Source organism: Burkholderia sp. Ap-955, assembly GCF_011753045.1.
GTDB lineage: Bacteria > Pseudomonadota > Gammaproteobacteria > Burkholderiales > Burkholderiaceae > Burkholderia > Burkholderia lata_D.
The window spans coordinates 212668-239144 of record NZ_VWWH01000003.1; the positions used below are offsets into that span (position 1 = coordinate 212668).

At 68.9% G+C, this 26477-nt stretch carries 21 protein-coding genes and 2 pseudogenes; 11 read left to right on the forward strand and 12 right to left on the reverse strand.

Annotated elements, in window-relative coordinates; translation table 11 throughout:
• Positions 1 to 43 precede the first annotated feature (43 nt).
• Entirely contained in the window at positions 44 to 1066 is a 1023-nt protein-coding gene (locus F3J15_RS03175; RefSeq protein ID WP_166887636.1) for a DNA-binding protein, read from the reverse strand.
• 523 nt (positions 1067 to 1589) lie between these two features.
• Between F3J15_RS03175 and F3J15_RS03180 the strand changes: the two genes are divergently transcribed.
• Positions 1590 to 2774 (forward strand): thiolase family protein, encoded by a 1185-nt coding sequence (locus F3J15_RS03180; RefSeq protein WP_166887639.1) that lies wholly within the window; start codon positions 1590 to 1592, stop codon positions 2772 to 2774.
• 213 nt (positions 2775 to 2987) lie between these two features.
• Here F3J15_RS03180 and F3J15_RS03185 read toward each other — a convergent pair whose 3' ends face one another.
• Positions 2988 to 4178: a LuxR family transcriptional regulator gene (locus tag F3J15_RS03185; protein WP_069251570.1), complete on the reverse strand. Its 1191-nt coding sequence runs from the start codon at positions 4176 to 4178 to the stop codon at positions 2988 to 2990.
• Between the two features lie 281 nt (positions 4179 to 4459).
• On the opposite strand from F3J15_RS03185, the gene F3J15_RS03190 reads away from it, so the two are divergent.
• From F3J15_RS03190 to F3J15_RS37680, 3 genes and pseudogenes are all read left to right on the forward strand, one after another.
• Positions 4460 to 5398 (forward strand): alpha/beta hydrolase, encoded by a 939-nt coding sequence (locus F3J15_RS03190; RefSeq protein ID WP_166887642.1) that lies wholly within the window; start codon positions 4460 to 4462, stop codon positions 5396 to 5398.
• Positions 5395 to 6519, forward strand: a complete 1125-nt coding sequence (ribBA, locus tag F3J15_RS03195) for a bifunctional 3,4-dihydroxy-2-butanone-4-phosphate synthase/GTP cyclohydrolase II (RefSeq protein WP_166887644.1) — start codon at positions 5395 to 5397, stop codon at positions 6517 to 6519. Before F3J15_RS03190 ends, ribBA begins: the two co-directional genes overlap by 4 nt.
• Before the next feature lie 198 nt (positions 6520 to 6717).
• A pseudogene (locus tag F3J15_RS37680) lies at positions 6718 to 6927 on the forward strand (type II toxin-antitoxin system HipA family toxin); the annotation flags it as partial.
• 26 nt (positions 6928 to 6953) lie between these two features.
• On the opposite strand, the pseudogene F3J15_RS03205 reads toward F3J15_RS37680, so the two are convergent.
• Positions 6954 to 8171 (reverse strand): annotated as a pseudogene (locus F3J15_RS03205) (DUF2252 family protein).
• A 218-nt stretch (positions 8172 to 8389) separates the two neighbouring features.
• On the opposite strand from F3J15_RS03205, the gene F3J15_RS03210 reads away from it, so the two are divergent.
• Positions 8390 to 9625 (forward strand): NADH:flavin oxidoreductase, encoded by a 1236-nt coding sequence (locus tag F3J15_RS03210; RefSeq protein WP_166887647.1) that lies wholly within the window; start codon positions 8390 to 8392, stop codon positions 9623 to 9625.
• A 61-nt stretch (positions 9626 to 9686) separates the two neighbouring features.
• Here F3J15_RS03210 and F3J15_RS03215 read toward each other — a convergent pair whose 3' ends face one another.
• A complete protein-coding gene (locus F3J15_RS03215; RefSeq protein WP_089485815.1) occupies positions 9687 to 10814 on the reverse strand; it encodes a VOC family protein in 1128 nt (375 codons plus the stop codon).
• 357 nt (positions 10815 to 11171) lie between these two features.
• On the opposite strand from F3J15_RS03215, the gene shiA reads away from it, so the two are divergent.
• Positions 11172 to 12479, forward strand: coding sequence for a shikimate transporter (gene shiA, locus F3J15_RS03220; protein WP_089485816.1), 1308 nt, complete (start codon positions 11172 to 11174; stop codon positions 12477 to 12479).
• 212 nt (positions 12480 to 12691) lie between these two features.
• Positions 12692 to 13993, forward strand: a complete 1302-nt coding sequence (locus F3J15_RS03225; RefSeq protein ID WP_166887650.1) for a UDP-N-acetylglucosamine 1-carboxyvinyltransferase — start codon at positions 12692 to 12694, stop codon at positions 13991 to 13993.
• An 87-nt stretch (positions 13994 to 14080) separates the two neighbouring features.
• Here F3J15_RS03225 and F3J15_RS03230 read toward each other — a convergent pair whose 3' ends face one another.
• The gene (locus F3J15_RS03230; protein WP_166887653.1) at positions 14081 to 14692 is read right to left on the reverse strand and encodes a hypothetical protein; all 612 of its coding nucleotides are present in this window, start codon (positions 14690 to 14692) and stop codon (positions 14081 to 14083) included.
• A gap of 297 nt (positions 14693 to 14989) precedes the next feature.
• On the opposite strand from F3J15_RS03230, the gene F3J15_RS03235 reads away from it, so the two are divergent.
• Entirely contained in the window at positions 14990 to 15760 is a 771-nt protein-coding gene (locus tag F3J15_RS03235) for an IclR family transcriptional regulator C-terminal domain-containing protein (protein ID WP_069251562.1), read from the forward strand.
• A gap of 105 nt (positions 15761 to 15865) precedes the next feature.
• On the opposite strand, the gene F3J15_RS03240 is transcribed toward F3J15_RS03235, so the two are convergent.
• The 5 genes from F3J15_RS03240 to F3J15_RS03260 all read right to left on the reverse strand — a co-directional run bounded on the left by F3J15_RS03240 (position 15866) and on the right by F3J15_RS03260 (position 21951).
• Entirely contained in the window at positions 15866 to 18166 is a 2301-nt protein-coding gene (locus tag F3J15_RS03240; protein ID WP_166887656.1) for an ATP-dependent DNA helicase, read from the reverse strand.
• Positions 18163 to 19857, reverse strand: a complete 1695-nt coding sequence (locus tag F3J15_RS03245) for a VRR-NUC domain-containing protein (protein ID WP_166887659.1) — start codon at positions 19855 to 19857, stop codon at positions 18163 to 18165. The genes F3J15_RS03240 and F3J15_RS03245 overlap by 4 nt, the downstream gene beginning before the upstream one ends.
• A 97-nt stretch (positions 19858 to 19954) precedes the next feature.
• Positions 19955 to 20833 (reverse strand): MipA/OmpV family protein, encoded by an 879-nt coding sequence (locus F3J15_RS03250; RefSeq protein WP_166887663.1) that lies wholly within the window; start codon positions 20831 to 20833, stop codon positions 19955 to 19957.
• A gap of 205 nt (positions 20834 to 21038) precedes the next feature.
• Entirely contained in the window at positions 21039 to 21350 is a 312-nt protein-coding gene (locus F3J15_RS03255) for a hypothetical protein (RefSeq protein ID WP_041492268.1), read from the reverse strand.
• Positions 21351 to 21651: 301 nt separating this feature from the next.
• Positions 21652 to 21951 carry a hypothetical protein gene (locus F3J15_RS03260; RefSeq protein WP_069252933.1) on the reverse strand — a complete coding sequence of 100 codons (300 nt, stop codon included), beginning with the start codon at positions 21949 to 21951 and terminating at the stop codon, positions 21652 to 21654.
• Positions 21952 to 22092: 141 nt separating this feature from the next.
• On the opposite strand from F3J15_RS03260, the gene F3J15_RS03265 reads away from it, so the two are divergent.
• The 3 genes from F3J15_RS03265 to F3J15_RS03275 all read left to right on the forward strand — a co-directional run bounded on the left by F3J15_RS03265 (position 22093) and on the right by F3J15_RS03275 (position 23688).
• Complete coding sequence (locus tag F3J15_RS03265; RefSeq protein ID WP_069251558.1) at positions 22093 to 22341, forward strand: hypothetical protein; 249 nt, start codon at positions 22093 to 22095, stop codon at positions 22339 to 22341.
• 340 nt (positions 22342 to 22681) lie between these two features.
• Entirely contained in the window at positions 22682 to 23113 is a 432-nt protein-coding gene (locus F3J15_RS03270) for a CBS domain-containing protein (protein ID WP_089447631.1), read from the forward strand.
• A 59-nt stretch (positions 23114 to 23172) separates the two neighbouring features.
• Positions 23173 to 23688 carry a PRC-barrel domain-containing protein gene (locus tag F3J15_RS03275; RefSeq protein WP_166887667.1) on the forward strand — a complete coding sequence of 172 codons (516 nt, stop codon included), beginning with the start codon at positions 23173 to 23175 and terminating at the stop codon, positions 23686 to 23688.
• Between the two features lie 12 nt (positions 23689 to 23700).
• On the opposite strand, the gene F3J15_RS03280 is transcribed toward F3J15_RS03275, so the two are convergent.
• Together F3J15_RS03280 and F3J15_RS03285 are read right to left on the reverse strand one after the other, a co-directional pair.
• Positions 23701 to 24312, reverse strand: coding sequence for a DUF4142 domain-containing protein (locus F3J15_RS03280; protein WP_166887671.1), 612 nt, complete (start codon positions 24310 to 24312; stop codon positions 23701 to 23703).
• 106 nt (positions 24313 to 24418) lie between these two features.
• Entirely contained in the window at positions 24419 to 26410 is a 1992-nt protein-coding gene (locus F3J15_RS03285) for an ATP-binding protein (RefSeq protein WP_166887674.1), read from the reverse strand.
• Positions 26411 to 26477 lie beyond the last annotated feature (67 nt).

Here is a 26477-nt window from a genome sequence, read left to right on the forward strand (position 1 = left end):
GGCGTGCGTCGCCTTCGGCTGACGCACGCTTGCGGTTTCTCCTTCAGCGCGGCGGCGCTTCGTCCGCGCGCTTTCGCGTGCGTGCCCTCCGCTCGTCCCGTCGTGCCGCTGGCGCTGCCTTGGCGCCACGCAGCGCCGACCGGCGCGAGAGCGCTGTCATTTCGTGCCGCAGCGCATCGAGTTCCTTGGCCCGTGCCGCATCGGCTGCCTGCGCGCCGTCGAGCTGCCCTTGAAGCACGCCGCATCGATGCAGCGCGTCGCCGAGCTGCGCCTGCAGCGTGGCCACCTCCTTCCGCTGCTGCGCATCGCGCTGCTCCGTGCGCAACGCCGCCGCCTCGAGTTCCTTCTGCATCCGCGCGGCCGCGAGCCGCTCGCGATCGATCTCCTGAAGCGCACGCTTCTCCGACGCGCGCAAGCGCTCCTCGGCCCGGCCGGCATCGTCGCGCAGCCGGTCGAGCTGGGTGGTGAAATCCGCCCGTGCCTGCGCAAGCGCGCGGTCGCCTTCCGCGTTGTCGGCCGTGAGGCGTTCGATATCCGCTTGCAGCGCTTGCCGCGATGCGTCGTCCGCCGCCCTCGCCTGTTCCAGTTCCTGAATGCGCACCTGCGCGGCCAGCAGCGCGGCCGTGCGCTGCTCCAGCGCGGTTTCCGTGCGGGCCAGTTCGGCCTGCAGTGCCGCGACTTCCGCCTTCGCCGCCGCCCGCTCGGCCTCGACTTCCGCGCGCAATGCGTCGAGCGCGCCGGCCGCGTCGGCGCTCGACCGATTCCATAGCGCCGCCACCAGTTCACCGGCGGCCGCCTGCAGATCGGCCGGCAGATCGGGATGCTCGATGCGCACGCGACTCTTTTCCCGCAGCTCGGCCCAGAACTCGCCGAGGACAGCCGTCGGCGTGCTCATGCTGCCCTTGCGGACGAGCTGGTACAGGCGGTTCGCGGTGGGCGTGATGCCGAAACGGAAGAACAGCAGCGCGCAGGCTTCGCGATACAGCTCGCGGGTTTTCGGGAAGTCGGCCTTGAGGCGCTCGATTTCGGCGGTCAGGCGGGATTCGTCGGCAGCGAGATCGGACATGGCGGGGTTGGGCTGGTGATTTCGTAAATAATATAACGTAAACCGTTAAATATCCAATTCGTCGCAGTGATTAATTTGACATTATTTCTATAATGTCGAGATTCCCGAACTCCGCATCGGGTACAAGCTTGCCGAGCACAACACGTCATCCCGATTCCCTCCCAGCCCGCCCCGCACACCCAAACGCCTCTGCAATCGGCGCAAAAAACCGTCAACACTGCGCGATTGAAAGCCGATCGCCGGCCGCGACGTGCGCGTCGTCATGCGCGCCCCTCTCCCCGGTGGCATGCCCTGCCCCCTCAATCTCATACGCAATGCCCCCGTTGACAGTATGCATATGCATAGATACCGTTCCGTCAAGGAGCGCCGCGTAATCCGGTCATCGGAGGCGGCCGCCTTGCACCGCGCCGGCGGGTCCTGCCGGCGTCACGGTGCAATCGAACCGGCGACGCGAATGGCGCGGCGCGCACCCGTTCGCAACCGACTCGTCCGCGCAGCTTGCAACGCGATCCAGGAACGCAACATGAGTACACGCGAAGTCGTCATCTGCCACCCCGTCCGGACACCGATCGGTACGTTCAACGGGTCCCTGAAGGACACCCCGGCCACCGAGCTCGGGGCGATCGCCATCCGCGAAACCTTGCGGCGCAGCGGCCTCGACGGCGCGGCGATCGACACGGTCGTGCTGGGCAACGTGATCCAGGCCGGCAACAAGATGAATCCGGCCCGGCAGGCCGCCATCGGCGCGGGCCTGCCGGTCAAGGTGCCGGCGCTCACGGTCAACCGTGTCTGCGGCTCCGGCGCGCAGGCGGTCGTCAACGCCGCGCAGGAGATCCTGTTGGGCTACGCGAATGCGGCGATCGCCGGCGGCATGGAAAGCATGGAGCGCGCCCCGTACCTGCTCGACGGCGCACGCTCGGGTTACCGGATGGGCGACGCGCCGATCCGCGACAGCATGCTGCGCGACGGCCTCGTCGATGCGTTTTCCGACCAGCATTCGGGTTGGCATACCGAGGATCTCGCGAGCCAGCTCGACATCTCGCGCGATCGCCAGGATCGCTGGGCGCTCCGCTCGCAGCAGCGCTTTTCCACCGCGCTGGCGGACGGCAAGTTCGACGCCGAACTCGTGCCGGTCGACGTCCTGCAGCGCAAGACGCGCGTCGCGTTTGCGCGCGACGAGACGCCGCGCCCCGACACGACGCTCGAAGCGCTCGCGAAGCTGAAGCCGGCGTTCCGCCCGGACGGCACGATTACCGCGGGCAATGCGCCGGGCCTGAACAGCGGCGCGGCGGCGATGCTGGTCGCGGATCGCGCATTCGCCGACGCGCACGGGATTGCGCCGAGTGCGCGGCTGGTTGCATTCGGCGTCGCAGCCGTCGAACCCGGCATGTTCGGGCTCGGCCCCGTGCCGGCCGTCCGGATCGCGCTGGAGCGGGCGGGCTGGACGCTGGCCGACGTCGAGCGTTTCGAGATCAACGAAGCGTTTGCGGTCGTGCCGATCGCGGTGGCGGCCCAGCTCGGCATCGCCGAGGAGATCGTCAACGTCGAAGGCGGTGCGATTGCGCACGGTCATGCGATCGGGGCGACGGGCGCGGTGCTGACGACCCGCCTGATCCATTCGATGCGGCGCGACGGCATCAAGCGCGGCGTCGTCACCCTGTGCATCGGCGGCGGCCAGGGCATCGCGCTGGCGATCGAGACGCTTTGAGTCGAAGCTGACGCGGTCGCATCGACGATTCGGAGGAAAGGAAAACGCCGCGGGCGATGCGGCCCGCGGTGGGGGCTGCCCGAGTCACGGTGCAGCCAGCGACCTTCTCGGCGGCACGTCGCCACGTCGGCGGGCGGCCCGCAGGTTTCCGACCGCATCGCGCACGGATTCGGCGATTCCGCCCGTGTCACCGATCTGGGCTCTGGCTCTCGCTTACCCGAGCGGCACGACGCTCCCGAGCAGAATCCGCACGAGCGTCGCCTGGCGCGTGACGCCCGTCTTCGAGAAGATCGCGCGCAGATGGGTGCGCGCCGTGTTCTTGCTGATCCCCGATTCCTCCGCTGCCTCCTCGAGCGTCAGCCCGTTCGTCAGCAGCAGCGCGAGCGACGTCTCGGCGGGCGTCAGGTCGAACAGCTTGCGGATGATTTCCTGCGCGCCCTGCGGCTTGCGGTCGGGATCGCGCAGGAACAGCGTGACGGCCGGCCGCCGCTTGTTGTCTTCCGACCAGTCGGACAGCAGCACCGTGCGCACCAGCAGCCCGAGGCGCGGCTTGTCGAAGCTGCGCGTGATCGGCATCGCCTCGACGGTCGCCGCGGCCGTGCCGTGGTGCCCCATCACCGCATGGCGGATCAGCCGTTTCAGCGTGCGGTTCTCCTGCGCATCGGTTGCCTCGATCGTGCCGCGCGCAATCGTCAGACCGTTGTTCTGCTTGAGGATCTCGTCGGCCACGCTGTTCAGGTCGATGATCGTGCCGTTCTCGTCGAGCGTAATCGTGCCGATCTGCATCCGGTTGATCGCATTCGCATAGATCGAGCGTTCGACCTCGGCCGTGTCGAGCCGCGAATGCAGTTCCACCGCGCGTTTCAGGTGCGGCAGCAGCAGCGCGCAGATCGCCTTGTCGCGCGCGGAGAACTGCTTCGACGCATGGTTGCGGCACACGCGGAAGCGGCACTCGACGCCCGACGCCGTGCGCAGGTCGGCGCCGAGGATATAGCGCACGTCCTGCGGCTTCAGGAACTGCTTGTACAGCTCGCTCGACAGCCAGCCCGTGTCGCCGAACACGTCGTCGACCGTGACCACGCGATCGGCTGGCAGGCCGACGAACGGGTCGAGCGAATAGTAGTAGTTGTTGTACGACGCCTCGCCGTCGCCCGGCACCACCGGGCCGAATTCCGACGCGTGCACGGACAGCGGCGCGCGGCGGTCGCTCGCGGCCGCGCGCAGGATCAGCGTCACGTAGTTCGCCTGCAGCCAGCGGCGGACCAGTTCGAGCGCGCCGGCCCACGGCGGCGTCTCCAGCGGCCCCTGGTAGATGCGCGCCATCAGTTCGCTGAAATCCGCGACGCCGATGTCGGCCTCGTCACTGGTTGCCTGGCTCTCTTGCGGAGCCCATCTCGTCTCCATCAGCACGCTCCATCCTCCATACGACATGTTTCCGGCGCGACCCACCCGCGCCGCCATGATTAAGACGCGTCTAAATTCCGGCGTCATCGGGAGATTCACTGAATGGTGAGAATTGGCCATCCGGGCGAACGAACCATCGTCCGATCGGATGATGTGGCGCCCTGCCCGCTGCGCTGGAATGCCCGTCAGGCCGTGCCGGCAAGCGTCCGGCGCGGACTCAGGGAAAACCGCGACACGGGTTTACCTGATTCAAAACGCATCCGATCCAGACAGGAGTCCCCATGCCGCTCGACCCACAGGCGCAGGCGCTGCTCGCCGCGTTCGCCCAGGCACCCGCGATCGATTTCGCGCAGCTCACCGTCCCCGCGTATCGCGCGAGTCTTGCCGCCGGCGGCGCGTTTGCCCCGGGCGATGCCGTCGCCGCCGAAGAGGACTGGCGGATTCCCCTGTCGGGCCGTCAGTTGTCCGCACGGCTGTATCGGCCCGCCGCCGACGGGCCGTTGCCGCTGACCGTGTTCTTCCACGGCGGCGGCTTCGTGTCGTGCGGAATCGATACGCACGCGAACCTGTGCCGCAGCCTCGCAACCCGGGCGCGCACGCTCGTGCTGTCGGTCGACTACCGGCTTGCGCCCGAGGCGCGCTTCCCGGCGGCCGCGCACGACGCATGCGACGCGGTGCGCTGGGCCGCCGCCAGCGCGCGCGATCTCGGCGCGCGCACCGGGGCGATCGCCGTGGCCGGCGACAGCGCCGGCGGCAATCTCGCGGCCGTCGCTGCGCTGCAGTTGCGCGGCTCGGGCATCGCGATCGCGCACCAGTTGCTGCTGTATCCGGTTGTCGATTGCGCGACCGAGCATCCGTCGTACGAAACGCTCGGCAACGGCTATTTCCTGACGGCGGATGCGATGCGCTGGTTCAAGCAGCACTATTTCGACGACGGCGCCGATCGCGCGTCGCCGCTCGCGAGCCCGCTTGCCGCGCCGGACGTCGCAGGCGTGGCGCCGGCGACGATCATCAGCGCCGAATTCGATCCGCTGCGCGACGAGGCCGAAGCGTATGCGCTGCGTCTCGCGCAGGCCGGCACCCCGGTGACGCTCGTGCGCTGGCCGGGCCAGCTTCATGGTTTCGCGAGCATGCTCGGCGCGATCGATGCAGCCGACCGCGTGCTGACCTTCGGCGCCGACGCGCTGCGCCGCGCGTTCGATGTGACGGAGGCCTCATGACGCTCGCCGGCACGCTGGAGATCGTCGACGAACTGCGGGCGGGCCGAATGGTCCTGCTCGTCGACGAAGAGGATCGCGAGAACGAAGGCGATCTCGTGATCGCGGCCGATCACGTGACGCCCGACGCGATCAATTTCATGGCGCGCTTCGGGCGCGGGCTGATCTGCCTCACGCTGACCGCCGAGCGCTGCGAGCAGCTGAAGCTGCCGCCGATGGCCGATCACAACGGCGCGCCGTTCGGCACCGCGTTCACCGTCAGCATCGAGGCGGCCGAAGGCGTGACGACCGGCATTTCGGCGGCCGATCGCGCACACACGATCCGTGCGGCGGTGCGGGCCAGCGCCCGCCCGGACGACCTCGTGCAGCCCGGCCACGTGTTCCCGATCGCCGCGCGCCCGGGCGGCGTGCTCGTGCGTGCGGGGCACACCGAGGCCGGCTGCGATCTCGCGGCGCTCGCGGGGCTCACGCCGGCCTCGGTGATCTGCGAGGTGATGAACGACGACGGCACGATGGCGCGGCTGCCCGACCTGAAGGCGTTCGCCGCGCATCACGGGCTGAAGATCGGCACGATCGCCGACCTGATCCATTACCGGCGCGAACACGAATCGCTCGTCGAACGCGTCGGCGAGCGGCCGCTGCATACGCCCTGGGGGCGTTTCCGCGCGATCGAGTATCGCGACACCGTGCACGGCGCGCCGCATCTCGCACTCGTGCGCGGCGAGCCCGATCCGTCGACGCCGGTGCTGACGCGCGTGCACGAATGCCATTCGCTGCTCGACCTGCTCGATGCGGAGCCGTCCGCGCATTCGTGGCCGCTGCACGCCGCGCTGCAACGAATCGACGCGGCCGGCTGCGGCGTGGCGGTGCTGCTCGACTGCGACATGCGTGGCGACGCGATGCGGGTGCCGACCGGGCATGCGCGCCGCGACGGACGCGTGACGGGGATCGGCTCGCAGATCCTGCGCGAGCTCGGCGTGCGGCGGCTGAACGTGCTGTCGAGCCCGTTCCGGCTGCCGGCGCTGTCGGGGCACGACCTGGAAATCATGGCGTTCATTCCGCTCGGCGACGACGATCCGGAAAGCGCGCGGAGTGCGCACGCGAGCCCGCTGCGGGCGGCGTGAGGCTTGACGCGGGATGGCGGGTCGGATTTACGCCTGACAGGCTATCGCTTGTTTTTGGCGGATACGGTCTTTGGTTTGTATTTTGACAACGCATCCCGCTCGTCCGGCGTCACGCAGCAATCCTGCTCCCCCGTCGGAGCCAACATCGAGCGGCTCTTCAAGGTGCCGAGCACGGCTCGGCGCGCATAGGGCGACGCGATCCAGCCGCGCCACTGGATCGCGCAGGGCCGGCGTGCCGGCCGGACCGAAGACGACGTGCATGCCGCGATGGCGGGCGTCGTGGCTCGCACGGAACCGGCGATTGTCGAAGCGGCCGCGCAGATCCCGGCGGATTTTCCGGCGGGCGCGGCGAACGCGATCTTCGACGGCATGCGTCGGCAGAGCCTCACGCCAGGCGCGACCGGGTAGTCCCGGTCGTCGCTCGCGGCGACACTCTACTCACCGGCGGCGAAGCGCCGGCAATGCTCCAGATACCCCGCTTCGTGGCTGCTCACGAGCTGGACGATGCTGTTCCACAGCCACATGGGTGCATCGATCGTCTTCGCACGGTTGCGGCCGAGTTCGGTGCGCCACGCCGTGCGTGTCGGCTTGTCCATCTGGCGCGCGTGGGCGGCGCCGACCACCGCACCGAGATAGCGCGCGACGTCACGCGCATCGTCCTCGGCGAGCAGATCGATGTCGAGCTTCAGGTCCTGTGGCAACAGTTCCCGGATCACGACCGCGCGATCGAGCAGGCGCGCGGCCCGCATCCGCTCACCGAGGGCAGGCGACAGATGCCGCGCGCCTTCCACGACGCGCTCGGCGTTGTCGCGCGGCATCGCGGCCGTTTCGTCGCGCGGTGCCGCGGCCGTCACGCCCTCCTTGATGTCCATCAGACACAGGTCGTCGCCGTCGGTCACGTCGCCGTCGATGTCGAGCAGCACCGCGTAGCGCAGCCGTCCCAGCGAACTGCAGCCTTTCACCCAGTACGCCGCGTCGAGCACGTCGACCTTGCCCCCGTCGTTGCGGCCCTTGAGGCTCGTGGCGAGCATCGCGATCGCATCGTCGCCGAACAGCTTGCCGATCGCACGGGATTCCTTCGCACTCAGCGGCCAGAAGCGGCGCCCAAGCGGAATCGTCGGCGCGAGCCCTTCGATCCGTTCGACAGCAAGTTGCCGCCACGAGCGGCGCATGGCCTGCTTCATCACGAGGTGCACCGGTTCGGGACGTTCGGGCAGCTTCGCGTGTCGGCTGCCGAATGCCGACGCATAACCGGCCGTCATCGCCTCCATCATGTGCACGATCGTCAGGCCCGCCAGTGCGGACCCGCGCGCGGCCGTCGCAAGCGAAAGCCCGAGGCGGATCAGGTCGTGAACGGGATTGCCGACGACCGTCTGGTCGAGATCCCGGATTTGCACATCGACCTTCCCATCGCTGTTCGCGACCGGGCCGAGGTTGCCGGTATGGCAGTCGCCGCAGATCCAGATCGACGGCCCGTGCGGCAGTGCGCTGCCGTTGGTTTCGACGAGCTATTCGTAGAACCGTGCCGTATTGCCGCGCACGTACGCGTGAGGTGAACGTGCCATCTTCCGGCGGCGCTGCTCGGTCAGGATCGCCTGGCGCCCGGCGGGTTTCGGCATGCGCTTCTGCTTCGGCTGTGACTGGCTGGTCATGCGGTTCTCCGGATGGTCCTGACGTGTGCGGCATGCCGCTTCGTCACGATGCCATTGATCGATGCATTTCCGCAAACCGGCAGCCTCGCCGATACCCGAACGTCACGGGCGGCCGTCTCATGCTTCATTCGGCCGGATCGGGCCATCCACCCGGACGATGCGCGCCGGTGCGGGGTGCGCACAATGATCGTCGAGCCCCTTCCCGACGTCCGACCGACATGGAACCCACCGAACTGTCACCCGCGTTCAGCCCGCTGCAGATCGGCCCGCTGACGCTGCGCAACCGCCTGATCAAGTCCGCCACCAACGAGGGCATGACGCCGAACGGCGTGCCGTCGCGTGCGCTCGTGCGTTTTCACGAACGCATCGCCGAAGGCGGCGCCGCGCTGACGACCGTCGCGTACTGCGCGATCAGCGACGACGGCCGCACGTTCGTCGACCAGGCGCGGCTCGACGTGCCGACGGTCCGCCAGTTCCGCGCGCTGACCGACGCCGTCCATCGCCACGGCGCCGCCGCATCCGCGCAGATCACGCACGGCGGCTGCTTCACGTTCCTGCCGTCGCTGTCGACCAAACGGCCATTGAGTGCGTCGGGCGGCTTCAACAAGGTCGGCGTGATGAGCGGCCGCTTTCTGAAACAGGCAATGACGCGCGACCAGATGTCGGCGGTCGCCGACGAATTCGCGCAGGCCGCACGCCATGCGCGCGACGCAGGCTTCGATGCCGTCGAGATCCACATGGGACACGGCTATCTGCTCAGCCAGTTCCTGTCGCCGCTGTACAACCGCCGCCGCGATGCGTATGGCGGCGACGCGGCGCGGCGTGCCGCGTTCCCGGCCGAGGTGCTGCGCCGCGTGCTCGATGCGGTGGGCCGCGACCTCGCCGTCGTCTGCAAGATCGGCGTGACCGAAGGCGTGCGCGGCGGCGGAACGGCCGACGATGCCTGCGAAATCGCACGGCGGCTCGAAACCGAAGGCGCGCATCTGCTCGTGCTCAGCGGTGGGATGAACGTCGAATCGGTGTGGCAGCTGTTCGGCAGCCCGTTGCCCGGCGACGCGCGCGCGAATGCAGACAACGCGATCGTGCGCACCGCGATGGCGCTGCAGAAGCTTACCGAGCCGAAGATGGGCGCGTTTCGCGAGATGTATTTCCTCGAGCACTCGAAGAAGGTGCGCGCGGCCGTTAGGATGCCGCTCGCTTATCTTGGCGGCGTACGTTCACGCGGGAACGTCGAGCAGGCGATGCGCGAAGGGTTCGACGCGGTGGCGCTCGCGCGTGCGCTCGTGTTCGAGCCGGATTTCGTCAACGGGCTGCGCGACGGCCGGCTCGCGCAGTCGGGCTGTACGTCATGCAACCGCTGTGTCGTGTCGATGTACACGCCGGGCGGGACCGCATGCGTGCTGCACGAGCCGAACGACCCCGCGCCGAACCGCATGCCGGCCGCCGGCGCGTGACGCTTGACGTGTAACGGCGTGACGCCCGAGGTCCGAGGTCTGATGCGGGCGCCGCGGCCGCTCAGCCGGCGTCGCGTGCGCGGGCGAGCGCCGCGAGATTCCCTTCCCCGAACCCGTGGTGCCCCTTGCGCTGCACGATTTCGAAGAAGATCTCGCCGGGCCGGCGCTTGACGAAGGTCTGGAAGAACAGGCGCGGCGCGCCGTCGCGGCCGATCTCGCCGTCGACCAGCACCGCGCGGCGGCGCAGCGCATCGAGATCGACGCCGTGCCCCGGCAGCCGTGCATCGACGTCGTCGTAATAGCGGGCCGGCGGCTCGACGAATTCGACGCCGTTCGCACGCAGCGCATCGACACAGGACAGGATGTCGTCGGTGGCCAGCGCGACGTGCTGCACGCCCTCACCGGGGTGGTCGGGCAGGTACGCATGCATCAGCTCGGTGCGCCGCGTACCTTCCTCGTAGACCGGAATCCGCACCGCGCCGCACGGCGACACCATCACGCGCGATTCCTCCGACACATGCCAGTGCGCGTCGATTTCGTGGATCTCGCGAAAATGCAGCAGGTCGTGGTAGAAATCCAGCCACTCCTGCATGCGCCCCGCGCCGACGGTCTGCGTGAAATGATCGACCTGCTGCAGCCCGACGCCCACGCAGTCGAGGTCGGTATGCGCGGTCGCGATGTCGATCGGCCGGAAATCGATGTCGAAGATCGAAATATCGCCGACGCCGCCACGCTGGCCGTCACGCCCGCGCCAGCGGTCGACGAAATAGAGGTGCGAATCGCCGATGCCCTGGATCGCCGGAATCTTCAGCTCGCCGACGCCGACCTTCTCGCCCTCGAACGCCCATGCGCCGAGCTCGATCGCCCGCTCGAACGCGCGCCGGGCGCTGGCCACGCGCAGCCCGATCGCGCAGACGCCCATTCCATATTCCTCCGCGTAGCGCGCGGCGAACGAATCGGGCTCGGCGTTGATCAGGAAGTGCATCTGCCCTTGCCGGTAGAGCGTGACGTTCTTGCTGACGTGCCGCGCGATCGCCTTGAACCCGAGCTGCTCGAAGCGCTGCGCGAGCGCTTCCGGCACGGGCGCCGCGAATTCGACGAACTCGAGGCCGGCCATCCCGAGCGGATTGGCAGCCGGATCGGCAACGGGCGGCGTATCGCTGGACAGGGGGTGGGAATTGCCGGGCATTCCAGTCTCCGGGGGCATGCGGTCGATGGGGATGGCGCTCGTTGCGTGCGGCATGCGCGGCCGGGGTGGCGACCGCGCATCCGCCCCGAACGGGCGGGTTTTCAATGCTGCCAATTTTAACCAGTTCGTTCACGGCGGCACACCCTGGCCAAACGGGATATCGTCACGCCGCCTAGTGCAAACCCGGAAAGCGTTCGATAATCGCACGGATTTGAACGATAATCGCGCACTCTGCCCGATTGGCCAATTGCCGCCATGCGGCGCGCGCCCTATTCTCCGTTCACTCATCGACTTCAATGCAGCATCGGACGCGGCGCCGCCACGATTCCACGATGCGCCGTGCCAGGAGACATCGCAATGACCCCAACCTTCGACACCCTCGACGCCGCCGCCAGCGCCCGCATGCGCAACCAGGCGCGCAAGGCTGCGATCGGCAGCTTCGTCGGCGCCGTCGTCGACTGGTACGACTTCCTGCTGTACGGGATCGTCGCCGCGCTGGTATTCAATTCCGAGTTCTTTCCGAAAGTCAGCCCGACGATGGGCACGCTCGCGGCGTTCGCGACCTTCGGCGTCGGCTTCCTGTTCCGGCCGCTCGGCGGCGTCGTGTTCGGCCACTACGGCGACCGGCTCGGCCGCAAGCGGATGCTGGTGCTGACCGTGATGCTGATGGGGCTGTCGACGGTCGCGATCGGCCTGCTGCCGACATTCTCGACGATCGGCTGGTGGGCGCCCGTGCTGCTGGTGCTGATGCGCGCGATCCAGGGGTTCGCGGTCGGCGGCGAATGGGGCGGCGCGGCGCTGATGGCCGTCGAAAGCGCGCCGAAGCAGAAGAAGGCGTTCTACAGCAGCGGTGTGCAGGTCGGCTACGGCGTCGGCCTCGTGCTGGCCACGGGCATCGTGTCGATCCTGAGCCACACGCTCGGCGAGGCCGCATTCAAGTCGTGGGGCTGGCGCCTGCCGTTCGTGTTCAGCATCGTGCTCGTGCTGATCGGGCTGTGGGTCCGCAAGAACATGGACGAATCGCAGGAGTTCGTCGAGAAGGTCGAACACGGCAACCGCAAGCTGCGCCTGCCGGTGCTTGAAGCGCTCACGCGCCATCCGAAGGCGTTCCTGCTGATCATCGCGCTGCGCCTCGCCGAACTGTTCACGATGTATATCGTCACCGCGTTCGCGCTCAGCTATTCGACGACGAACCTCGGCATGTCGCGCGACCTGTTCCTGAACATCGGCCTGCTGGTGGGCGCGGTGAGCTGCGTGACGATCCCGTGTTTCGCGTGGCTGGCCGACCGCTACGGCCTGCGCCGCATCTACCTGATCGGCGCGCTGATCGGCCTGGCGTCGGCGATCCCGTTCTTCGTCGCGCTGGAAGCGCGGTCGATCGCATGGATCGTGATCTTCTCGATCCTGCTCGCGAACGCCGCGCACGACATGGTCGTGAGCGTCCAGCAGCCGCTGTTCACCGAGCTGTTCGGCGCCGAATACCGCTATAGCGGCGCGGGCGTCGGCTACCAGTTCGCGAGCGTGGTCGGCGGCGGGTTCACGCCGTTCATTGCGGTCGGCCTCGTCAGCGTGGCCGGCGGCTCGTGGCACCTCGTCGCCGGTTATCTCGCGGTCGGCTGCCTGATCTCGCTGGTGGTCGCCGCGCGGATGCGGGCGGCGCAGTAACACCCTGGCCCGATGGCCGGCCGCGACCTGTGGCCGGCCATCACGCATGGCTCGGCGCCAGCCGGCAACGACCCCGCTGCTTCGCGTGCACCACGTCAAACACTGTCAGTTACACGCGTCGATTCCCCCTTTTCCCCGCTGAACATGCCACGCCGCCCGCCGACCAATGGCATCATATGGGCCTACGTCAGTCACCGATACGCCCCCATATCATGTCGAATCTCATCGTCCACGGCGGCACTCCGCTGCGCGGGGACATCAAGCCGTCCGCGAACAAGAACGCCGTCCTGCCGATCCTGTGCGCCACCCTGTTGACCGATCAGCCGCTGCGCCTCATCGGCGTGCCGGACATCACCGACGTGCGCAAGATCCTCGACATCTTCCGCACGCTCGGCAGCGACGTGTCGGTCGACTTCACGACGGGCCTGCTCGAACTCCACCATCGCAACACGAAATTCGATCCGGCCGTCCATCGGCTGCCGGAAGCGATGCGCTCGTCGATCATGCTGATCCCGCCGCTGCTCGCGCGCTTCGGCGTCGCGCGCCTCGAGAACGACGTGAAGGGCTGTACGCTCGGCGTGCGTGAGATCGATCCGCACGTCGAGGTGTTCGAGCGCTTCGGCGCGCACATCGAGCGCACGCCCGATTCGCTGATCGTCCGCACCGACGGCCCGCTGACGGCCAACGACCACTGGCTCGACTACGCGTCGGTGACAACCACCGAGAACTTCGCGCTGTGCGCGACGGCCGCGAACGGCACGTCGACGCTGATGAATGCGGCGTCCGAGCCGCACGTGCAGGAGTTCTGCCAGTTCCTCGCGATGATCGGCGTCGCGATCGAGGGCCTCGGCACGTCGCGGCTGTGCGTGACGGGCGGCCGCAAGCTCGGCGGCGGCGAGTTCCGCTTCGCCGAGGATTTCCATGAAATCGCGACGTTCCTCGCGCTCGGTGCGATCACCGGCGGCGACATCACGGTGCGCAACTCGTCGCCCGAGCATTTCCCGCTGATCGACCGCACATTCGCGAAGTTCGGCGTCAACGTCACGCACCGCGACGGCTGGTCGCGCGCGGAACGCGACGGCCCGCTGCGCGTGCGCCGGCCGTTCACGCAGAACATCCTCACCAAGGTCGAAGCCGCGCCGTGGCCGTACCTGCCGGTCGACCTGCTGCCGATCTTCATCGCACTCGGCGTGCGTGCGGAAGGCAGCGCGATGTTCTGGAACAAGGTGTACGACGGCGCGCTCGGCTGGTCCGGCGAGCTGTCGAAGTTCGGCGCGCACGTGCTGCTGTCCGATCCGCACCGGCTGATCACGTTCGGCGGGCTGCAACTGACGCCGGCGCGCGTCGAGAGCCCGTACATCATCCGCGTCGCGATCGCGCTGCTGATGGTGGCCGCGAGCATCGAAGGCCGCTCGGAAATCATGAACGCGCTGCCGATCCGCCGCGCGCACCCGCACTTCGTCGAGAACCTGCGCTCGGTCGGCGCGAACGTCGAGTGGACGAGCAGCGAGTAAAGCCCTGACGGTACGGCGCACGCGCTGCGAACAGCCGTACCACCCTCCCCACCCGGTCGGCGCCTGCGCCGGCCGCGCCTTCCCGCGTTACTCGCCTCCCCCGCAATCGACATCGCCGCCGCCCATGTGGTCGAACCCGTAGAGCATCACGGCCGTCGTGCCGCGCGCGGGGTTGCTCGGGCGTTTCGCCAGGCTTTCATCGAGCGGAGACGACGGATACTGGACACTCGTGTCCATCAGGTTGCCCGGCTCCGAGCGCAACTCCGCTTCGGTCAGCTTGCTCCCTTCCGCGCGCGGCAGCCCGAACGCCTTGCGCACGTCCGCTTCGTTCCACGTCCCCTTCAGCGTGACGGTGACCATCTGCAGCCTGCCTTGCTCCCAGTCGAGATCGACCTTCGTCGCGAGCGGATGCACGCTGGCCGCGAGCCGGTCGGGGAACGCCGGGCCCTCGTAGTACGCCTTCGTGTTCTTGCACGCGTCGCCGGTGTTCCGGTACTTCTTCAGCGCGCAATTGAAGCGCTTGTCACGGTAGCCGAAGGTCGTATCGACGTAGCAGCCGAATTTCGGCGACGTCATGCGCGGCCACGCACGCACGTCGACGGCCGGCTTCGGGAGCGGCGTCCCGGACGAAGGATTCGCCGCGGCAAGCAGCGGCACGGCCGCGACGAGCACGGCCAATACGGATTCGCGAATTTTCATTGTTCTGTTCCAGTCGAGGCGGCGATTCTAGCGCGGCTTCGCGAGCGTATTCGAGCCTGAGATGGCGCGGAACAGCGGCAAGGCCTGCGGCATGTCTTCCACACAGGTTGCGCACGTCCGGCTGACCCGGTAGTTCCGCGTGTTGCCGATTGTCGTCGACGGTCATGTTCCGGGTTCGGGGCGCGCATCCGCCGTCGAATCATTCGCGCACTGATCGAGCGTCGCGGCAGATCCGATCTGCGCGATAATCGCCCATCCACGCGCGATTACCGCGCACCCAGGCACCTGCTCCCGACGATGAAAAAGCCCGAACTCGACCGACGCGACTGGATTGCCGGCCTCGAAAAAGGCCTGGCGATCCTCGAGGCGTTCGACAGCCAGCATGCGCGCATGACGCCCACCCAGGCCGCCGCGCGCACCGGCCTCACGCGTACGGCCGCGCGGCGCTACCTGCTGACGCTCGAATCGCTCGGCTACGTGTACACCGACGGCAAGCTGTACGGCCTCACGCCGCGCGTGCTGCGGGTCGGCTGGTCGTACTTCGATTCGGCCCGCCTGCCGCGCACGGTCCAGCCCTATCTGCAGCAATTGAGCGCGTCGCTGAACGAGTCGGCGTACGTGAGCGTGCTCGACGGCTGGGAACTCGTGTTCATCGCGCGCAACGGCGTGTCGCGGGTGATGACGACCGGCTTCGTGCTCGGCGCGCGCGTGCCGGCGCCGCTGACGTCGCCGGGCGTCGTGCTGCTCGCTCATCATCCCGATCGCGAAGCCGTGCGCGCATGGCTCGACGACACCGAACTGCCGCCGTTCACGCCGCACACGATTACCAACAAGGCGCGCCTGCTCGAACAGGTCGACCAGGCACGCGACGCCGGTTTCGCGGCGATCGAGCAGCAATTGCAGGTCGGCGTGCGCGGGATCGCGGTGCCGTTGAAGAACCGTCACGGCGAAGTGGTCGCCGCGCTGAGCACGAACATGCCGATCGGCGCGGAGACGGCCGACGCGGCCGTGCGGCGCGTCCTGCCGCACCTGCAGGAAGCCGCGCTCGCGATGCTGAATGTGCTGTAGCGGCAGCGCCCAGCCAGGCCGCGTCCGCGGCCGCCCGATCTCGCTACGTGACGGATGGCGCCCACTTGCCGGAATCGGCGGTCTGCCGGAAGCGCATCTTCCGTCTCACCCGATCCGCCACCACCGCGGCAGCAGGTCGCGCACTTCGCGCCGCCGGTAACGATCGTCGATCAGGTGCACGACGCCTTCGTCATGCTCGGTGCGGATCACGCGCCCGGCCGCCTGCACGACCTTCTGCAAGCCCGGGTACAGGTACATGTAGTCGTAGCCGTTGCCGAAGCGCGCGTCCATCGCGCGCCGCATCTGCTCGTTGATGTCATTGACCTGCGGCAACCCGAGCGTCGCGATGAACGCGCCGATCAGCCGCTCGCCGACCAGGTCCACGCCTTCCGAGAACGCGCCGCCCAGCACCGCGAAGCCGACGCCGCGCCCGCCCGCGTCGAAGCGCGCGAGAAACGCGTCGCGCTCGCTTTCCGCCATGCCGGGCGCCTGCGCCCAGACGGGCACGTCCGGATGCCGCGTCTGCATCAGCGCGACCACGCGCCCCAGGTAGTCGAAGCTGCTCAGGAAGCCGAGGTAGTTGCCGGGCCGCGTCGCGTATTGCGCGGCGATCAGGTCCACGATCGGTTCGAGCGAACGGTCGCGATCGCGCCAGCGCGTCGACACGTGGCTCGCGACGCGCACCGTCAATTGCTCGGCGCGGAACGGCCCGTCGACGTCGAGCCAGCCCGTGTCGCCAGGCAACCCGAGCGTGTCGCGATAGAAATGAAACGGGCTCAGCGTGCCCGAGAACAGCACGGTCGCGCACGCGGCTTCGTAGCGCGGCGCAAGAAAGCCGGCCGGAATCACGTTGCGCACGCACAGCGTCGACTGGGCGCGGCGCCGGCGGCCGGCCGACGCCACGCCGTCCAGCGCCGGCTGGCGCGGCATCGGTTCGCCGTGCAGCGTCGCATCGAAGATCGACGCGCTGTCGAACGCCTCGGCCAGCACGCCGAACTGGATCGCCTCGAAATGAAACCGCAGCAGTGCGTCGCCGTTCGCGCGCGGCGCGTCGGTCAGGTGTTCGCCGATCGCCGCGACGAGGTTCTGCACGGCCGACACGATCGGGCCCGGTATCTCCGGATAGGCGGCATAGCGTTCGGCCTGCGCGCGACTGACCGTGCCCCAGGCGCGGGCGAGCCGGTCGAACGCCTTGCGCAGCGCCGCGGGCGCGGCCTCGCGGGCCGCCGCGAATGCGAACGGATCGAGCGACGCGCTGTACATCTTGCGCGCACGATCGAGCAGGTTGTGTGCTTCGTCGACGAGCACGCCGACCCGCCACTGGTTCTGCTGCGCGAGCGTGTGCAGCATCGCGCTGCCGTCGTAGTAGTAGTTGTAGTCGCCGATCACCATGTCTGACCAGCGCGCGAGTTCTTGCGACAGGTAGTACGGGCAGACGTCGTGCGCAAGCGCGGCCGCGCGCACCGTGTCGCGGTCGAGCAGCCCGGCCTCGACGGCCGCATCGCGCGCGGCCGGCAGCCGGTCGTAGAAGCCTTTCGCGAGCGGACACGATTCGCCGTGGCATGCGCTGTCCGGATGCTCGCACGCCTTGTCGCGCGCGACGAGTTCCAGCACGCGCAGCGGCAGCGCCGGCGTGCCGGCGCCGAGCGTCGTCGCCGCTTCGAGCGCGAGCGCGCGGCCGGGCGTCTTCGCGGTCAGGAAGTACACATGGTCGAGCTCGCCCTCGCCGCAGGCCTTCAGCAGCGGAAACACGGTGCCGAGCGTCTTGCCGATGCCGGTCGGCGCCTGCGCCATCAGGCAACGCTCGTCGCGTGCCGCGCGATAGACGGCCACCGCCAGCTCGCGCTGGCCGCTGCGGAACTGGCCGTGCGGAAACGCCAGCGCACGCAGCGCCGCATCGCGCGCCGCGCGATGGGCCGTCTCGCGCTCGGCCCAGCCGACGAAACACGCGCACTGCTCGGCGAAGAACGTCGCGAGCTCGGCCGCCCCCAGCGTTTGCGTCAGCACCGTCTCGCGCTCGGACACGATGTCGAAATAGACGAGCGCGACGTCGATTTCCTGGAAGCCGCGCGCGTCGCACATCAGGTGCGCGTAGACCTTCGCCTGCGCCCAGTGCAGCGCGCGGTGGTTGGCCGGCATCGCATCGAGGCTGCCGCGATAGGTCTTGATTTCCTCCAGGCGGTTCGCTACCGGATCGTAGCCGTCCGCACGGCCGCGCACGGTGAGCGTGCCCCAGGTGCCCGTCAGCGCGATTTCGGTTTCGTAGCGGGCGCCGCGGTTCGACGTGACCGCACCGTGGCCGGCGATGCCTTCGAGCGCGGTCGGCGCGGGCGTGAAGCGCAGGTCGAGGTCGCCGCGTCGCGCGGTGAACTCGCACATCGCCCGCACCGCGACGACGTAGCTCATGCGGACAGTCCCGCCGCTTCGGCGTGCGCGACGCCTTCACCGGCCCACTCGACATCGATCACGCGTACCGGAATGCCGTGCGCGACGCAGTACGCGAGCCAGCGCGTCTGGTTGTCCTGCAGGCGGTCGCCGGGGCCTTTCACCTCGATCAGCTCGTAGCGGCGCTCGCCGGGCCAGAAGCGGACGAGATCGGGCAACCCCGAGCGGTTGCTGCGGATATCCGCGAGCAGGCGCGTGAACCACAGCCGCAGGTGCTCGGGCGGCAGGCACGCGAGCGCCTCGTCAAGCAACGCGTCCGTCAGCACGCCCCAGAACACGAACGGCGATTGCAGCCCCGCCTTCGTCGCGAAATGCCGGCGGATCGTGTCGCGATACGCACCCGAATCGAGTTGCGCGAAGCACGCAGCGAACGCGTCCGTCCGGCGCGTGGCGAAATCGGGTGCGTGCAGATCGGCCGGGCCGCGCTGGAACGGATGGAAGAACGCACCGGGCACCGCGGCGAACACGGGCTCCCAGCACAGCAGCCCGAACAGCGAATTGATCAGCGTGTTTTCGACGTAATGGACCGGCGAAGCCGGATGCGCAAGATGGTCGCGCACCGCGAATTCGACGCTGACGAATGCATCCGGGCGCGCAATCACGAGCGTCTCGCGCGGCACGTCTGCCGCCGCGGCAGCACGTTCGACGCGCTGGCCGAGCCGGCGCTGCAGGCGCGGCAGCATGCGCTCGACACGCTGGCGCTCCTCGTCGCTCTCGAAGCCGCTGCGCGCATCGAGCGCCAGCGCGAGTGCATCGTCGTCACGCCCGCAGCGTTCGAGCACGCGGATGCGCCGATGGCGGCTGCCGGGCCATGCGCTGCGCGCATACGCGTCGAGCGCGCCGTCCCAGTCGGCCCGGCGCTCACACGTCTGCCCGAGCGCGAACAGCAGCTTCGCGCGACGCGTCGCGAGCCACGGCTGCGCGCAGCCGACCGCGTCGATGGCGCGCATCAGGTCGTCGAACGGCAAATCGTCGGGCCACGCGTCGAGCGCGTCGCGACACGTCTGCAGCGCGAGATACGCGTCGACGTCGCCGCGCTGCTGGAATGCACGCGACGACGGCGCGATCGGCACGCTTTCGTACTGGAACACGCCGAGATCGGCGAGCACGAACTCGCTCCAGTCCTGATGGAGATTGCCGAAGAACATCAGGCGCAGCCGGTCGCACAGGGTGCCGACCGTCACGCGCAGCACGCGGTCGCCGGCCTGTGCGCACCACGCGTCGAGCGGTTGCGCGACGTCGTGCGCGGGCCGCAGCCGTTCGAGCCATTCGGGCTTGCGCTCGCCCGCATGCGCGGCGAGTGCCGGGAAGATGCGCAGCAGATCGGCCTTGGTCGACAGCGCGAACAGTTCGTCGAGCGTCAGCGCAGGCGCCGGATCGACCCAGCCGAGTGCGACGAGCGGCGCGACCGCGTCGAGCACGCAGCCGATTTCGTCGTAGACGAGCTTGCTGGCGCGAAAGTCGGACCCATTGCGCATCAGCATCCGTACGAGCAGCGCGCGCGACGCCTGCGGCAGCGTCGCAAACTGGCGGACGAACGCGTGCTCGTGCTCGTCGAACAGGTCGTCGTAACGCGCGCTGAGCCAGGCCAGCGCGCGTTCGAAATTGGTCAGGTAGTAAAACGCCGGGGGCGTCGGCGATGCAGGCGTCACGGGGATCGATCACTGTACATTTGTACAGGTCGGAATCATATCAAATGTGACGGCAACTGCCGCACGCCCCGTCGGCGATCGGCTCCCCGGCCCCCACTCAGAACTGGTAATTCACCGACATGTCGAACACGCCGTTGGTCTTCTGCTGCGTGATCGGGCTGTGCGCGGCGCGGCCGACGAGCTGCTCGATCGCGCCGTCGATCGTGACGAACCAGTGCTTGTTCAGGAACCAGGCCATCGTCACGCCCGCGCCGACCGACTTGAACCCGGCCCCCGATGAATAGGCCGGCAGCCCCGAGCGCGCGGCACCGCCCTGGCTCACGCCGAACCAGCTGTTCATGTAGCGCGAATCGGCGAACGACACGGTCGGCCCCGCGAACCAGAAGAAATGCTCGTTGCTGCCCGGCAACGGCATGTATGCGGAAAAATCGCCGACCCACCCATTCGAGCCGCCGATGCTGCGCCGGATATCCGCGCGCAGCACGAGCGGAAATTCCTTCGAGATCACGTAATCGGCCGCCAGTTTCATCACCGGTGCCGCGTTGATGTTGTCGAGGCCGTTCAGGTGCTGGATGTCGTCGGCCGAGCGGCGCCCGAGGTCGTAGCCGACGGACAGGCTCACGCGCCAGTTCGGCCCGCGCAGCACGTTCGCGCCGAGCCCTTCGCCGGTCGACAGGAAGAACAGGTCGCGATAGCGGATGTCGACAGTCGGGCCGCCCATCACGCGATAGCGATCGGAGCCCGCATAGCGCGGCTGCAGCGTCATCGCGGCGCCCATGCTGATATCCCAGGTGGAGATGTTCGGCTCGTACAGCTTTTGGAGCGGCACGCCGGCCGAGTATTGCCACTCGCCGAGCGGTGAAGGCGTCTGGGCCGACGCGTCGCGGGCGCCGGCCGCGGCGAGCGCCGCGCAGGCCGACACTCCGGAAACGAACCGGCGTGTGCCGGGTGACAGCAAAGGGCGAGCAACAGTCATCAAGGTCCCCGTCGGTTGCGCGAAACGAACCTGAATTAAAGAAGCGCATTGCGCCTCTTCGGCTGCAGCGGCTGGCAGCCTGCGGCGCGAACGTAGCGTGCGCTGAATTACGGACATCCTACGCGACACACGCGCAGACGCAAAGCGCCCGCTGCGCGCGGGCACTTTGCCGTACGCGGGGACCGTCCGGTGAAGCGTGGCGGAATCAGAATCGCTCGACGTGATAGTCGCCGGCCAGCGCGGCCGGGCTGCGCGTCGACATCATCCGCGAGAAGCCGTCGGCGAGCCGCCCGAGCGCGAGCTGCTTCTGGCTCGCATCCCAGTGGGTATAGGTGTCGTACGCGGCATCGTCGAACGACACGGTGACGGCGACCGGGCGGCCGCTGGCGCGAAAACCGATCTGCAGCACGCCGCCCGGCAATTCCTCGATGTGATAGCGCAACGAGCGCGACTCGAAATAGCGGCCCAGCACCTGAGCGATCGCGCGCTTGTCTGGCGATTGCACGTGAATGTCCATGATGGTCCTCCTTTTTTCAGTGTTCGCGCGGACGGTTGTGATGCACCGCCTCCCGGCATCCGTATCGGTGGCGGGTGCGACGGCGGGTCGCCCTGTGGCAGCCCCTCTGGCACGGGCGGATCGACGGGATCGTCGTGCCCGGGCGGGGGCGGGTCCGGGTTGACATCGGGCGTCGTCGGCTCGGGGCGGTGCAGCATGGATGGCGTATTCATGTCTCTCCTGCGCGACGGCGCGCGCATCTCGATGGCGCCGGCATCGCGCGCAAGCGGCGTGCCCGCTCCGATCGAGCGCTGCCGTGCGCTCAGTCGTCGTAGGCCGCCATCACCAGCCACATCGTGCGCCCGTCGGCGGCGAGCCGTACCGCGAGCGCGAACCGGTCGGACGGCGTGCATTCCGCGACGAGCGCCCGCTGCGCACGCTCGGGGCCGTCGTAGACGGTTTCGTTCAGTACGCGTACCTCGTCCTTGCCGTCGAACATGCGCCGCTCGGGCCGATAGACCAGCGACTCGCGCTTCCACGTGTCGAAACGCTCGCGCACGTGGGCGAAATCGCCGCCGCATACGTTCGCGTCGTAACGTATCCTTTCCCTAGGTGCATTCATCACGTTGTCCTCTTGTCCACGCCGACGGCGCAGCGTGGCTGCGTGGCGCCCCGTGCGGTTTCGCCAAAGCGCAAGCGTCGTACCGTCGGCCCGCGCAGGCATGGCGCTTGCGCCCTCATCGATGACAAAGGAGGTTCGACCATGACCGTTCACGCCCCCGGCCGCCACGACGCCGTGTCACCGGCTGCCGGACTGCTCTGGCTCGCCACGTCGCGCCCGCCGTCCAAAGACAAGACGGAGGAACGCATCGACGAGGGACTCGAGGAGACGTTTCCGGCCAGCGACCCGCCCGCCGTTGGCGGTGCGACCCGTATCGATCCTGCCAAGCCGTCCGGCGAGCACGAACGCCGCTCGCCGCACGTCCCTTCACCGCCCCGCGATCACGGCTGACGGCGGCAACCGGCCCGCGCTGCGCGGCGGCGCAGCGGCGTGCCGGAGCAATCCGGAGTTGATGTGATGAAACGCCTTGAACGCAGATGGCATGAAATCAGCGGCGCCGCCGGCGTCGCAGCGCTGGCGGCGATCGAAAGCGCAGTGGTGCTCGCGATCGTCGCGATGACGGGCATCGGTCACTGACGTCCTGCCCTGCCCGCTCGCGGCTGTCGCCGTGGAAGATGTACAAGCGGGCTGGCAAATTTCTCCGTCGCCTGGCCGGCGAAGCCCGGCGCGTGCCGCCCGCGCGCGGCACGCCATCTGCTCCCCGATAGTCTTGCTCACGAAGGAGACGTTCATGTATCGCGTCACCGAGATCATGTCGCGCGACGTCGTGTGCGTCGCGCCGACCGACACGATTCGCCACGCGGCCGAACTGATGCGGCGCTTCGATATCGGCGTGCTGCCCGTTTGCGACGGTTCCGAACTCGTCGCGATCGTGACCGACCGCGACCTCGCGGTGCGCGGACTGTCGCACGGCCATTCGTCCGATACGCCCGTGCAGGCGGTCGCGTCCAAACCCGTGCAGTGGTGCGTCGAGGACGACGGTGTCGGCGATGTCCAGCAGCGGATGGCCGACGTGCAGTTGCATCGGATGCCGGTGCTCGACCGCAACCGGCGGCTGGTCGGCATCGTGTCGCTCGGCGACATCGCGACGCGCGCCGGCGGCCCCGAGCGCGACGAGTTGGCCAATACGCTCGAGGATGTGTCGCTGCCGCGCCGGCGTTGACCGGCGCCCGTTGATACCGCGTGGCCCGCCCGGGTGCCGCTTCGACCAGGAGGTGTTCGATGACAACGGACAGACCGTCGCGTGACGACACGCGCATCGTCGGCGGCAACCGCCGCACGGCCGGCGGCGGGCCGGGGCCCGACGTGATGGCCGCCCGCACGCTCGAAGGCGATCGCGTCCTGTCGATGGACGGCGACGACATCGGCCAGGTCGCCGACATCATGCTCGACGTGCGCTCCGGCCGGATCGCATATGCGGTCGTGTCGTCGGGCAGCGCGCCCGGGATCGGCGACAAGCTGCTCGCGGTGCCGTGGAACGTGCTCGCGCTCGACGTCGAGCGCCGGTGCTTCGTGCTGCCCGTCGCCACCGAACGCGTGCGCGAAGCCCCCGGCTTCGACAGGAACCGCTGGCCCGCCATGGCCGATCCGGAGTGGGCCGAGGCGCTGCATGCGTACTACGGCAGTTCGCCGTACTGGCTGATCGAGGAAGGTGAAACGGCGCTCGACGCTCCGCCGCACGAGGCGTCGCCGGGCGGCCCCGAAGCCCCTGAAAGCCCTGACGGGGGCAAGCGGTAGCGCGATCGCCGCTCAGTGTGCGGCCGCCACCGTCTGCGCGAGTTGCCGGGCGGCGGCCAGGTGCGCCTTGAGCGTCGGCAACGCGTTGGCCGCGAACGCGCGAAGCTGCGGATCGCGGCCGTTCCGCGCTTCTGTTTCGTAGAGCCGGATCGCCGCTTCATGCGCGCTCGGGCCCGCCAGCGCGACATAGGCCGTGTCGAACGCATGACCTTCCTTGGTTCGCAACGCGGTCACGGCCGGATCGACGAGCATCCGCGACTGGACCGGTAAGCCCTTGGTCGCGCCAAGCTGCCGCAATTCGCCGGCGATCCGTCCGTGATCGTCGACCATGCGGCGCGCGAACGCCTTCACGTTGGGGTTCGACGAGCGGTCGAGCGCGAGCTGGCTGGCCTGCCGCTCGACCTTGTCGATCATGCCGGCCTTGTCGATGAATTCGACATCGATACCGGTCGGCCGCTGCGTCATACCGGCCTCGTCGGCCGTCGTGCCGGGGCGGATGACGCCCGGCGCGACCTGGGCCGACGAAGCCGGTACCGCCTGAGCATGGGCGAGTACGGTGATCGATGCGCCGACGGTCGCGGCCAGCACGATCGCCGCCGGTTGATGGATTCGATTCGTTTTCATCCGGACCTCCGTGTGTCACGACGGAGCGGGCCGGCCGCGCGGGTTGCCGTTGTATCCATCGCGCCTCCTTCCCTCGTCATGACCGGGCGAGCGGCCACGCCGGCTGCTATCGGCCACGCCCTTCCCGGTCGTGCGCGGCGCCTGGCGCGACATCGGCGATCACGCTCGCCAGCGTCGGCATGTCCACCGGCTTGCGCAGATACGCGTCGAACCCGGCCGCCATCACGCGGTGCCGGTCGGCGTTGTCGGCGTGGGCCGTAACCGCGACGACGGGCAGATGCCCGCTGCTGCCCGGCAAATGACGGATGCGGTCGAGCAGCCAGAAGCCGTCACCGTCCGGCATGGCGAGATCAGACAGCACGACGTTCGGCGCCTGCCGTTCCACCGCGTCGAGCGCGTCGTGCCCCGACTGCGCGGTCGACACCTGCGCGCCCATCGTTTCGAGGGCCGCGGCGAGGCTCGCGCGCGATGTCGCGTCGTCGTCGACGACGAGCACGCGCTGGCCGCCGAGCGTCACCGGGTCCGGCGTGCCCGCCGCGTGCAGCAGGTTTTCGGCCGGATCGTCGACGTCCCAGCCAGCCGGCAGCGTGACCGTGACGGTCGTCCCGCGCCCGGTGCCGGCGCTCGTCGCGACGACATCGCCGCCGTGCAGGTGCACGATGTTGCGCACGATCGACAGGCCGAGCCCGAGGCCGCGCGCCGGCGACGCGAATGCGCGTTCGGGCCGGCTGAACGTCTCGAACAGGTGCGGCAGGTATTCCGGCGCAATGCCCTGCCCCGTATCGGCGACCGACAGCCGCACGCGCTCGCCTGCCCGGGTCAGCGACACGACGATGCGGCCACCCGGCGGCGTGAACTTGATCGCATTCGACAACAGGTTCGACAGGACCTGGCGCACGCGCTCGCGGTCCGCCGGAATCACGCAGGTCGGCATCGCGTATTGGGTCGACAGCGTGAGCCCGGCCGCCTGTGCCGTCGCGTCGAGTTCACGCGTGGCATCGCGCACGACGCGCACGAGATCGACCGGCACGCGCTCGAGGCGCAACCGGCCGGTCGCGAGCGACGACGCATCGAGCAGGTCGCCAACCATATGCGACAGCGACCGCGCGCTGCGATCGATCGCGTCGACGGCCTGCAGCGCGAGCCCCTGGCCGTCGACGTTACGTAGCACCTCGACCCAGCCGTAGATCACGTTCAGCGGCGTGCGCAGCTCGTGCGACACCGTGGCCAGCAGTTCGTCCTTCAGCCGGTTCGACGTGTCCGCCTGTGCGCGTGCGTCGTGGGCGCCGCGCAGCGAGCGCAGGTTGCGCCGCTCGCCGCGGCGCCGTTCGTGCGCGTCACGCAGCGTCATCGACAGGCCCGTGCAGTTGCCCTGCGCGTCGACCATCGGCGATGCGGCGAAGGTCGCCCGAAACCGGCCGCCGTCGCGTCGCACGCACAGCACGTCGAGCGGACCGACCGGCGCGTGCAGGTTCGCGAACGACGCGGGCAACGGATGGCGCCGCAACCAGCGCGGCGCGATCATCGCGGCGACGTCGCGCCCGGCGGCCTGCGCCGCGTCGATGCCGAAGATCCTTCGCGCGGCCGGATTCCAGCTCGTGATCCGGCGTGCGGCATCGACCCCGACGATCGCGTCAGGCGAAGCGTCGACCACACGGCGCAGCAGGCCGTCGTCAGGTACTGGCGCGCGTGGGGCCGGCGCCGGTTCGCGATGCGGCGCGCGGGCATCGGCGTCGCCGTCGTCATCGGGTTCGCGCAGACGATCGTTCGCGAGCAGCGGCTTTACGGTCATCACGAGCAGGCATTCGACGAAGCTGATCGCGACGAATGTGCCGGCCTGCGTGAGCAGCGTGGAAAGCGGCGCATCACGCCACCACAGCGTGCCGATCACGGCCACGCTCAACGCGGCCGCGACCAGGCCGCCGCCGAACGACGTCAGCCATGCGGCAGCCGCAACACCTGCATAAAAAGGCAGCGGCGCAAATGGCGCGTGCTCGCCGACGACGCGAACCGCCCACGCCTGCAGCGCGGACGCCAGCCCGACGGCCAGCACGATCCATGCACCCTGCCGTAACAGCTCACGGGTCAGGGTTCTCATTGCATCCTTGCCTCGCGCCGGCTCCGGTCGCACGGTGTCACGCCGCTGGTCGACCATCCGGCCTGCC